Annotated in this window: 11 protein-coding genes; 9 read left to right on the forward strand and 2 right to left on the reverse strand. The window is 60.8% G+C overall.

All coding sequences use genetic code 11. The annotated features are described in order from the left end of the window. The coding region (gene tssD / locus ET34_RS23010; RefSeq protein WP_236633888.1) for a type VI secretion system tube protein TssD at positions 1–264 on the reverse strand (264 nt) is incomplete at its 3' end. 389 nt (positions 265–653) lie between these two features. On the opposite strand from tssD, the gene sra reads away from it, so the two are divergent. The 3 genes from sra (at position 654) to ET34_RS0116425 (ending at position 2,149) form a co-directional block, all read left to right on the forward strand. Continuing rightward, positions 654–785, forward strand: a complete 132-nt coding sequence (gene sra / locus ET34_RS22060) for a stationary-phase-induced ribosome-associated protein (RefSeq protein ID WP_072002051.1) — start codon at positions 654–656, stop codon at positions 783–785. A gap of 99 nt (positions 786–884) precedes the next feature. Further along, positions 885–1,673, forward strand: coding sequence for an OBAP family protein (locus ET34_RS0116420; protein WP_031523871.1), 789 nt, complete (start codon positions 885–887; stop codon positions 1,671–1,673). A 95-nt stretch (positions 1,674–1,768) separates the two neighbouring features. Further along, positions 1,769–2,149, forward strand: a complete 381-nt coding sequence (locus ET34_RS0116425; protein WP_031523873.1) for a DUF4440 domain-containing protein — start codon at positions 1,769–1,771, stop codon at positions 2,147–2,149. Between the two features lie 17 nt (positions 2,150–2,166). Here the strand turns inward: ET34_RS0116425 and ET34_RS0116430 are convergent, their stop codons facing one another. Beyond that, entirely contained in the window at positions 2,167–3,714 is a 1,548-nt protein-coding gene (locus tag ET34_RS0116430) for a sensor domain-containing diguanylate cyclase (protein WP_031523875.1), read from the reverse strand. A gap of 217 nt (positions 3,715–3,931) precedes the next feature. On the opposite strand from ET34_RS0116430, the gene ET34_RS0116435 reads away from it, so the two are divergent. The 6 genes from ET34_RS0116435 to crtI form a co-directional block, all read left to right on the forward strand. Further along, a complete protein-coding gene (locus tag ET34_RS0116435) occupies positions 3,932–4,825 on the forward strand; it encodes an SDR family oxidoreductase (RefSeq protein WP_031523877.1) in 894 nt (297 codons plus the stop codon). Positions 4,826–4,901: 76 nt separating this feature from the next. After that, positions 4,902–6,731 (forward strand): glycoside hydrolase family 15 protein, encoded by a 1,830-nt coding sequence (locus ET34_RS0116440; protein WP_031523879.1) that lies wholly within the window; start codon positions 4,902–4,904, stop codon positions 6,729–6,731. A 295-nt stretch (positions 6,732–7,026) separates the two neighbouring features. Further along, positions 7,027–7,932, forward strand: a complete 906-nt coding sequence (locus ET34_RS0116445) for a polyprenyl synthetase family protein (RefSeq protein WP_031523881.1) — start codon at positions 7,027–7,029, stop codon at positions 7,930–7,932. Positions 7,933–7,971: 39 nt separating this feature from the next. Beyond that, complete coding sequence (gene fni, locus ET34_RS0116450) at positions 7,972–9,021, forward strand: type 2 isopentenyl-diphosphate Delta-isomerase (protein WP_031523882.1); 1,050 nt, start codon at positions 7,972–7,974, stop codon at positions 9,019–9,021. A gap of 31 nt (positions 9,022–9,052) precedes the next feature. After that, a complete protein-coding gene (crtY, locus tag ET34_RS0116455) occupies positions 9,053–10,219 on the forward strand; it encodes a lycopene beta-cyclase CrtY (protein WP_031523884.1) in 1,167 nt (388 codons plus the stop codon). Continuing rightward, positions 10,216–10,966: phytoene desaturase family protein (crtI, locus tag ET34_RS0116460; protein WP_031523886.1), on the forward strand; the 751-nt coding region annotated here is incomplete at its 3' end. The genes crtY and crtI, both read left to right, overlap by 4 nt.

The raw sequence follows: 10,966 nt of genomic DNA on the forward strand, positions 1-10,966 counted from the left end.
GCCGGAGGCCAGGGCGTTGTACATCAGCGGCACGGCCTTGTTCAGGGCGACGGTGAACTTAAACGGCTTGTGCACGCGCTGGCCGGACGGCTGCCCGGACTGCGGGTCAGTCGGGACGGTGACCACGTGGTTGAACTCCTGAACCAGCATCTCGTCTTCGTGGCCCTGCACGTAGATGTTGCCGACAGAATCAGAGGTGAACGCGCCCGCGGTGATGTTGCCCTGGGTCTTGCCTTCGATGCTGATATAACATGGGGTTGGCATGGTAATGCTCCTTGCTTGTGTATGAGTGAAAGAACTTCACGAAATACATAGCAATTTGCGTGCCAGTTTTTAAACTATTGATTATATTGAATTCTTTAAAAACAGCGCCGCTGCGCCAGCCGGATTTGAGCAAGATCTTGCCGAAACTGCGCACTTCGTTTGCAGACATTGCGCAAAAAGTTTTTTATTCGGGAATCCAAGCAAGAAGTTGCGCAGAATGCGCAGAAATATCGTTTTCGGCTTTTGAGGCTGCCCTGTAGCGCGACGGCGATCGCAAAACCGCGCCAGAAATCCAGGAATATGCGCAAAAATGCGCCCACGGGTTGTAGCGGAAGATTATCTGGGCCAGACTGAAATTTCTGTTTCAGTTACCCGTAAGGAGATGATGCATGCGAACCAATCGACAAGCCCGTCAGATACTGAACCTCGATCACTGGCATTCAAACCAACGTAAAGTCATCGTCAGTGAAGGCAGCGCTAAACCCACACTGAAAAGCACCGGCAGAAAAAAGAAAGCCTGATCCCATAAGCCCACTTCGGTGGGCTTTTTGTTACCCCCGCCGCAATGCCCACAAAATGCACTATGTTTATTCTTTAAGTGAATATGACATGGAGCCGCCATGAAGCTTAACCCTTACGTTGTGCTGTTAACCCTTGCCCTTGCCGGATGTACCACTGAACGCTCTCCTTCTAACGTTACCGCGCCCGGTGCGCCCGCCTCGACGAAAACCAAAGTGCTGGAAACCGGCGCCTCGGTGATCCAGTCCCGCCCGCCGGTAGAGGCCATCAGCGCCTGGCTTGACGGGTTCCACTTCTACAATGGCGACCAAAACGGCCAGATGGAGGCGCATCACTACGTCACGATCCTGAACGAGGACGTGATGCAGGCGGTGATCTACGACGGCAACACCAAAGACGCCAAGCTGATGGGCGTGGAGTACATCATCAGCGAGCGCCTGTTCAACACCCTGCCGCCGGAAGAGAAAAAGCTCTGGCACAGCCATCAGCATGAAGTGAAGTCCGGCACGCTGGTTGCGCCGGGTCTGCCGCAGGCCGCCGAGCACGAGCTGATGGAAAAAGTGGTGAATACCTACGGTAAAACCTGGCACACCTGGCATACCGATCGCGATAAAACCCTGCCGCTGGGCATTCCGGCCCTGATGATGGGCTTTACCGCTGACGGGCAGCTCGATCCGAAACTGCTCGCCGAGCGCGACCGCCAGCTGGGGATCGACACCAAAGCGATACGCGCTTCGCGCAGCGATATCGTCGCCCGCCCGGTCGCCAAAGGGGCGAATGCCTGGCAACAGGGAGAGGTGATCCAGCTGCAGCGCGTTAAGGGCGGCGGCGAACACGCGCACGGTAAAACCGGTTTCACTGATGCTGAACAAACGTCACATCAGCACTAAGCGCAAATACCTCTGGCGCACAGGTCGGGTTAGTATGTAAGGCCTTGAATTTTCGTGGCGGATGCGTCCGCCCGATGACTGCTACCGGAGAGCCGATGAACCCTTATTTTACCGAAGTGCTGGATGCCCACGTTGCCATTGAAGCCTGGCTGGGGCGTGGTGTGGGGGATCTGGAGGCGCTAATGGCGCGTTTCAGCGCCGCGTTTACGCTGGTTTCCCCGGCCGGGACCGTGCTGGACTGTGACGGGCTGCGTACGCTTTTCACTACCCACCAGGCCGGACGTCCGGGCCTGAAGATTGAGATCGACAGCATGACGCTGGTGCAGGCGTGGGATACCGGCGCGGTGGTGCGCTACCGGGAACACCAGCAGCTCGCGGATAACTCCACGACCACGCGCTGGTCAACCGCGGTGTTCAGCCGCAGTGAGCAGGGTCTGGTCTGGTGCCACCTGCATGAAACTCTGGTCGCCGGATAACCGGCCTCCTCTGACCATTACGCCGACAGCGCCCGATCCTTGCCGGTGGTTTTGGCTTCATACAGTGCCTTATCCGCATTCTCTTTGATCGTCAGCGCGTCCAGATCGCTGCCCGCCTGGCGCAGGGTGTAACTCCCGGCGCTGATGGTCACGATTTGCGCCGCCACCTGAGTGGCGCTGTGGGGAATGCGCAGCGCGCGCACGTTCTCTACCGCGTGTTGCGCCAGCTTCAGGGCGGCTTCACGTTCGGTGTCCGGCAGGATCATGGCAAACTCTTCGCCGCCATAGCGCGCAATCAGGGCGTTCGGCCCTGCCGGAACCGTGCTCAGCGCATCGCCGACCCGGCGCAGGCACTCATCTCCCGCCACATGGCCGTAGGTATCGTTGTAGTTTTTAAAGTAGTCCACGTCGATCATCACCAGCGACAGCGGCGTACCGCGGCGTTCGGCGTGTTTAAGCTGCGCGGCCAGCGTCAGTTCAAACTGGCGGCGGTTGGCCAGCCCGGTCAGGCCATCTGCCAGCGCCATGGTCTGTAACGTATGGTTGATGCTGGTCAGCTCATCCCGCAGGGTTGCCAGCTCCACCTGATTTTTCACATTCAGCCGCACCTGGCGGAATACCACGCTGCCAATGAGCAGCACCCCCAGGGAAAAGACCACGCTGAGAATAATCTCCGGCAGGCTGTCGCGCAGCCAGCGCGACCACAGCGCCGGTTTGTCATACCCGGCGGCGACCACCAGCGGGTAACGCTCCAGCCGGGCGAAGCCAAAAATGCGCTCGATATTATCGACGGCCGAGGTCCAGGTGGCGCTGCCGCGATCTTTCTGGGTCAGTTCGCGGGTAAACAGCGGGCTGGAGGAGAGGTTGCGGTTGATCACCGAATCCGGGAACGGACGCACGTAGATTGCGGTGCCGTCAACGTTCATCATCGCCAGCAGATCGCGCCCCTCCAGTTCGAAATAGTTATAGAAATGGCGGAAGTAATCGATGGTAACGGTGGCGAGGATCACCCCGGCGAAGCCGCCCGCCGGATCGTTGATGCGTACTGAAACCGGGATGATGAGATCGTTGGTGGTGCGGCTCCTGATCACTTGCCCGATATGAATGCCGCCGCGGGGGTTTTCCCGGTGATAGATAAAGTATTCCCGATCGCCGTTATTGGCGGTGGCCGGGGCGTGATTATAAGAGGTGGCTTTCCAGTTGCCCTGCGCATCATAGATAAACATGCCGTGCAGCTGCGGCAGTTTTCGCGTTAGCTCTTCCAGCAAAACGTGGTACTTCCCGGCATCAATGGTGGAGATATTTTCCATTGCCAGGCTACGACGAACGTCGGTCAGCGCCAGCTCAATTTGCAAAAAAGTATCTTCCGCCTGGCGCGCCTGGGAGATAGAGAGGTTAACCGCATTGCGCTCGGTGTCTTCGACGGTACGCTGCCATGAGCGATCCAGCGTCCAGGCGCTGGTCAGGATGCCCGCCAGCAGCAGCAGGGTCATAAACAGCGCGATGGTGCGCCCCAGCGACGAGTCCAGCGCCAGCGCGCCCGATATCTGTTTTCCAAGTGGCAAAGCGATCTCTCCCGTGATTCTGCTTCTGCTAAGCATAACAGAGCGCTGGAATGGCGCAGGATTCTGCGCGCGCCCGCGAAAAAATTTCCTGCGCTCAGCCCCGGTATGCTGCGGCTTCGCCCGGCAATGCCGCGCCGTTATGGCGCATCAAATGTGACAAATATCACATCTGTGCCAGGCTTAAAGTCACCTGAAAACGACGTTCAAGGAGCTACGTATGACTACGCAAACGAACAAATCCATCGTTGCCGCCGATTATCCGACCCCGCCTTTTGCTGAGCAGCCGCAGCCCGTTCCGGGCCTGGCCAGCAAAATGATCCCGGTGCCGGACCACGGTGAAAAAAGCTATCGCGGCAGCGGGCGTCTGCCCGGTCGTAAAGCGCTGATCACCGGTGGTGACTCGGGTATTGGACGTGCGGTGGCAATTGCCTATGCCCGCGAAGGCGCTGACGTCGCCATCAACTATCTGCCGGAAGAAGAGTCGGATGCCGCAGAAGTGATCAAGCTCATTGAAGCCGAAGGCCGCAAAGCCATTGCCATTCCGGGCGATATCCGCAGCGAAGCATTTTGTCAGTCGCTGGTCAAAGAGGCGGTTGAGAAACTGGGCGGGCTGGACATTCTGGTGAACAACGCCGGTCGCCAGCAGTTCAACGAGTCGATCCGCACTTTGTCGACGGAAGATTTCGACGCGACCTTTAAAACTAACGTCTATGCGATGTTCTGGATCACCAAAGCGGCGGTAGACCACCTGCCACGCGGCGCGTCGATCATTAACACCTCTTCGGTGCAGGCCTACAACCCGAGCGATATCCTGCTGGATTACGCGCAAACCAAAGCCTCTATCGTCGCCTTCACCAAATCGCTGGCGAAGCAGCTCGGCAAAGAAGGTATTCGCGTCAACGCCATTGCACCGGGGCCGTACTGGACGCCGCTGCAGTCCAGCGGTGGCCAGCCGCAGGAAAAAGTGATGCAGTTCGGGGCCAGCGCCCCGCTGGGCCGTCCGGGACAGCCGGCGGAGATCGCCCCACTCTACGTGCTGATGGCGTCCCAGGAGAGCAGCTTCAGCTCCGGCCAGGTATGGTGCTCTGACGGCGGTACCGGCACGCTGTAACGCTTCACAAAAAATAATCCACGTGGCTACGCATTGTAGCCACGTTTTTTTGGTGCCTGAGAAAGACAATCATCACGTGAAAAATAAAAACTATCACTCACCTGTGAGACAGGACGGATTTGCCGGGCTGGGCGACTATGCCGCCATTGGCGAAGGACGCTCGGTGGCCCTGATTGCGCCGGATGGCTCCATCGACTGGTGGTGCGCCCCTAACCTCGATTCCCCTCCGCTGTTCGATCGCATTCTCGACCCCGGTATCGGCGGCTATTTTCAGCTTGAGCCGACACAGCCCTACCGCGTCAGCCGTCAGTACCGCGCCGACAGCAACGTGCTGGAAACCCGCTTCGATACCGACACCGGTGCGGTGCTGTTCACCGAATCCCTTAACAGCACCCTTGCCGGACGGCTGCCGTGGAGCGAGCTGGCGCGGCGCGTGGAAGGGCTGGAGGGCAGCGTCACCCTGCGCCTTAGTCTGCGCTTCGGCACCCGCGCCGAAACCCGTTCCCCGTGGATGGCTAACACCTTCCAGGGGGACGTGTTTCATATTGCCGATCTGATGGCGATGCTGCGCACCAGCGACGATGTGATTATCGACCACTGCGACGATGAGAAGGTGACCGCGACGCTGCAGACCTCCCCCGGTTCGCGCTCGCTGGTCGCCCTGCTGGTGACCGAGAAAGAGCCGCTGGCGGTGCCGGATCTGGCGGCGATCGACCAGCGTATCGAAACCAGCCATACCGCCTGGTGCGACTGGTCAAAAAACCTGACTTACCGCGGGCGGCATGAAAATCATGTGAAGCGCTCGGCGCTGGCACTGAAGTTTCTCTGGTACTCTCCGACCGGGGCGCTGGCCGCAGCGGCCACTACCTCACTGCCGGAAGGGATCGGCGGTGAGAAGAACTACGACTACCGCTACGCCTGGGTGCGCGATGCCTGCCTGATCATCAAAGCCTTCGTGTTTTTAGGCTCGCTGGAGGACTGCAAAGCCGCGTTCTCCTGGCTGTCAAAAACCATTATTCGCCACGGGCCGGAAATGCGCGCCTGCTACACCCTTGAGGGCGATATCGTGCCGGAAGAGCGTTTTCCGCCGCTGCGTGGTTACAGAGGTTCGCTCCCGGTGCGCGTCGGCAATAACGCCCGGGATCAGCTTCAGCTCAGCATGTACGGCGATATGCTCGCCACCGCCCAGCTGTTTATCGAAGCTGGGCACGTTCTCGACCTCACTACTTCGCGGCTGCTGGGCGAGTTGGCGAACTGCTGCGCCGATCACTGGCGTCAGAAGGATTCGGGCATCTGGGAGCTGCACGACTTTCAGCACTATACCCACTCGAAGATGGCCTGCTGGCTGGCGCTCGACTGTGCGGTGGCGATGGCGGAAGAGAAGCACATCGAACCGACGTGGATTGACCGCTGGCGACGCGAGCGCGACCGCATTCGCGACTGGGTTGAAACCCACTGCTGGTCTGAAAGCAAGCAGGCTTACGTGTTCTACGTCGGGGACGATTCGCGGCTGGATGCTGCCCTGGCGCTGGTGCATCAGTACGGTAAGACGGTTAATCCGCAGCGCATGCTCTCCACCTATCGCGCTATCCGTGAAGAGCTGGGCCAGGGTACGCCGATGCTCTACCGCTACAGCGACGTAGAAAACGAGGAGAGTACCTTTGTCGCCTGCTCGTTCTGGCTGGTTGAGGCGCTGGCGTCGATGGGTAAAAACGATGAAGCCGAAGCGGCGATGAGGGAGATCCTCGACGCGCTGTGCGATCGCGGCAACGTGGAAACCTTCAACGAAATGTTCGACGTGCGCACCGGGGAGTGGCGCGGCAATCTGCCCCAGGGGCTGAGCCATCTGGCGCTGATCTGCGCCGCCCAGGCGCTGAACGAGGATGCGCCGCCGACGCAACAGTGAAAACACGCCGGGTTCGTGCGGGATCGCGAACCCGGTATCCCTTTCAATGCAGGGAATCGTGCTGCGCGCCGCTTCCTTTCCCGCCCGACGTCCCCTGACAAAAAATAACGGAAAATTTTCAATTTTCAGCCAGACTTTAAGCACATAGCATCGCCACAGTGCCGTTTTTCATCTAAACCTATACAAGGAAATTGTATTTGTACTAATTTAGGGTGCGCGTCGCACAGCCCAGGCTGATTTTCCCGTTGTGGGTCAGCACTATTATCACCATTGATTGCGAGACTTCGGGTAAGCCATGACAACTTTGTATCACCCTTCTTCCGGACATGACGGCGACCTGCGCGAGCTGCACGCTGCGCTTCAGCAACGCCTTGATGTGCTGTTGCCCGCCGGCGATGCTAATGACCGGGTCAGCGCAGCCATGCGTGAAGGCGTGCTGGCGCCGGGCAAACGCATCCGCCCCCTGCTGATGATCCTGGCAGCGCGCGATCTCGGCTGCGATCATAACCACCCCGGCCTGCTGGATATGGCCTGCGCGGTGGAGATGATCCACGCCTCCTCACTGATACTCGACGATATTCCCTGCATGGATAACGCGGCGATGCGCCGTGGACGTCCCACTATCCATCGTCAGTTTGGCGAAGACGTGGCGATCCTGGCGGCGGTCGCCCTGCTCAGCCATGCGTTTGGCGTGGTGGCAGCGGCGGAAGGCCTGGCGCCGGAGGCTCGCGCGCAGGCGGTGGCTGAACTCTCGACAGCGGTCGGCACGCAAGGGCTGGTGCTCGGCCAGTATAAAGATCTGCGCGAAGGCAGCAGCGCGCGCAGCCCGGAAGCCATCGCCACCACCAACGAACTGAAAACCAGCGTGCTGTTCAGCGCCACGCTGCAGCTGGCCGCGCTGGCTGCGGGTGCCGCCACGCCGGTGCGCGACAAGATGCGCTGCATCGCCCGGGATCTGGGCCAGGCGTTTCAGCTGCTGGACGATCTGGCAGACGGCCATGCCGGCACCGGAAAAGACATCAATAAGGACGCCGGCAAATCCACGCTGGTCGCCATGCTGGGTGCCGACGCGGTGCGCCAGCGCCTCGATACCCACCTGTGCAGCGCCGAAGCGCATTTTTCACGCGCCTGCGGCAAAAACCAGGCTACGCGTCGCTTTATGCGCGCCTGGTTTACCCAGCAGCTGGCGGCGTTCAGCTAAGCACTACCCTGACAGTCACGGAAAATGAGCGGAGACCGCATGAAGGACGCGCACCTGGTTCAGCGTAAAAATGACCACCTTGATATCGTGCTTAACCCTGGCCGGGCGGTGAACACCATCCGTACCGGCTTTGACGACTGGCGCTTCGAACACTGCGCCCTGCCTGAACTGGATCTCGATGCAGTCGATCTCACCACGCCCTTCTTTTCGCGCACCCTGAATGCACCGGTGCTGATCAGCTCCATGACCGGCGGTGCGGCCCGCGCCACCGACATTAACCGCCATCTCGCCGAAGCGGCCCAGACGCTGGGGCTGGCGATGGGCGTTGGCTCACAGCGCGTGGCGCTGGAGCACGGTGCGCGACACGGCCTGGAAGCGGAACTGCGGCGTATTGCGCCTGACGTGCCGCTGCTGGCGAACCTCGGGGCGGCACAGATCCGCGGCGCTCAGGGGCTGGACTATGCCCGGCGGGCGGTGGAGATGATTGAAGCCGATGCGCTGATCGTACATCTCAATCCGCTCCAGGAGGCGCTGCAGCGCGGCGGAGATCGCGACTGGCGCGGCATTCTTGATGCCATCGCGGCGGTGGTTCGCGCCCTGCCGGTGCCGGTAGTGGTGAAAGAAGTGGGTGCCGGTATCGCCCCCGCCGTCGCCTGTCAGCTTGCAGAGGTTGGCGTGGGGATGATCGATGTTGCCGGCGCAGGCGGCACCAGCTGGGCGGCGGTGGAAGCCGAACGCGCGCCGACGCTGCGCGAGCACAACGTTGCTATGGCCTTCGCTGACTGGGGCATCCCTACCGCCGATGCGCTGCGCCGGGTACGCCAGGCGCTGCCCGCTATGCCGCTCATCGCCTCCGGCGGCGTCAGCAACGGCATCGATGCCGCGAAAGCTATTGCATTAGGGGCGGATCTGGTCGGCCAGGCCGCTGCCGTGCTGGCCCACGCCAATGCCTCGGGCGAGGCGGTGATCGCGCATTTCCAGACCCTGATTGAGCAGCTGCGCGTGGCCTGCTTCTGCACCGGCTGCGACAGCCTGCAGGCGCTGAAACGCGCGCCGCTGCTCCCGGTCACCCGCGGCACAGCGTTGTGACGCAACACTTCACCAGGGACGGGATTTTGCGATGAAAACATGGGATCTGATTCTGGTGGGCGGCGGGCTGGCGAACGGGCTGATTGCCTGGCGGCTGAAGCAGCGCCATCCGACGCTGACCATTCTGATGCTTGAGAGCGGCGACGCGCCGGGTGGGAATCATACCTGGTCCTTTCATCATGGCGATCTTACCCCGGCACAGCATAGCTGGCTGGCACCGCTGGTCAGTCACCGCTGGCAGGGCTACGATGTGCATTTCCCCGGCCTGACGCGCACCCTGCCGCATGACTATTTCACCGTTACCTCGGAACGCTTTGCTCAGGCTATCTCCGCCCTGCTGCAGGATCACCTTCTGGCCAATGTGACGGTGTCACGCATAACCGATCGCGAAGTGGCGCTGAGCGATGGACGCCGCTTTACCGCCGGAGCAGTGATCGACGGGCGTGGCTACCGGCCTTCACCGCATCTCGCTATTGGTTACCAGTCGTTTGTCGGTCAGGAGTGGCGTCTGGCCCGGCCGCATGGCCTGGAGCGTCCGATCCTGATGGATGCCCGGGTGGCTCAAGGTGCCGGGTATCGCTTCGTTTATACCCTGCCCCTGAGCGCTGACCGGGTGCTGATCGAAGACACCCATTATATTGACGGCGCGCAGCTTGACGCCAGCGTCGCCCGGCAGCACATCGCCGACTATGCCCGCGACCAGGGCTGGCAGTTAAGCGAACTTGTGCGTGAAGAACAGGGTTCACTGCCAATTACCCTCGCTGGCGACAACACAGCCTTCTGGCAAGCGCTGCGCCGCCAGCCGGTAAGCGGGCTGCGCGCCGGACTGTTTCACGCCACTACCGGCTACTCCCTGCCGCTGGCCGTCAGGCTGGCGGACCATATCGCTAATGCGCCCTCGCTGCATCAGGCGGCGCTGTTCGATCTGATTGCGCGCTTCGCCGGTCACCACTGGCAGACGCAGGGTTATTTCCGTCTGCTCAACCGCATGCTGTTTCTCGCCGGCGCACCGGACCAGCGCTGGCGCGTGATGCAACGTTTTTATCAACTTGATGAGCAGCTGATTGCCCGCTTTTATGCCGGCCAGCTGCAGGCTACCGACAAACTGCGGATCCTGATGGGAAAACCGCCGGTGCCGGTGGTCGGGGCGCTGAAAGCCCTGCTGCACACTCATCACCCTTTGCGAGCCAAAAAATGAAACCAACAATTGTCATCGGTGCCGGATTTGGCGGCCTGGCGCTGGCTATTCGCTTGCAGGCGGCCGGCGTCCAGACAACGCTGCTGGAGAGCCGCGATAAGCCGGGCGGCCGCGCCTACGTGTATCAGGACCAGGGATTTACCTTTGACGCCGGGCCGACGGTGATCACCGATCCGTCGGCAATTGAGGAGCTGTTCACCCTTGCCGGAAAACGACTGGATGATTACGTGGAGCTGATGCCGGTAACGCCGTTTTACCGGCTGTGCTGGGAGGATGGCGAGGTGTTCGATTACGCCAACGATCAGGCAGCGCTGGAGCAGCAGATTGCGCGCCTCAACCCTGACGACGTGGCGGGCTATCACCGTTTTCTCGACTACTCCCGCGCGGTGTTCGCCGAGGGCTATCTGAAGCTCGGTGCGGTGCCGTTTCTCTCGTTTAAGGATATGCTGCGCGCCGGGCCACAGCTGGCGCGGCTACAGGCGTGGCGCAGCGTTTACGATAAGGTGTCGGCGTTTGTGCAGGACGAGCATCTGCGGCAGGCCTTTTCCTTCCACTCCCTGCTGGTGGGCGGCAACCCGTTTTCGACCTCCTCGATCTACACCCTGATCCACGCCCTTGAGCGCGAATGGGGGGTGTGGTTCCCGCGCGGCGGCACCGGGGCGCTGGTGCAGGGGATGGTCAGACTGTTTGAGGATCTCGGCGGTACGCTTGAGCTGAACGCCCGGGTGGAACGGCTGGAGACGGCGG

This window comes from Siccibacter colletis (assembly GCF_000696575.1).
Classification (GTDB): Bacteria; Pseudomonadota; Gammaproteobacteria; order Enterobacterales; family Enterobacteriaceae; genus Siccibacter; species Siccibacter colletis.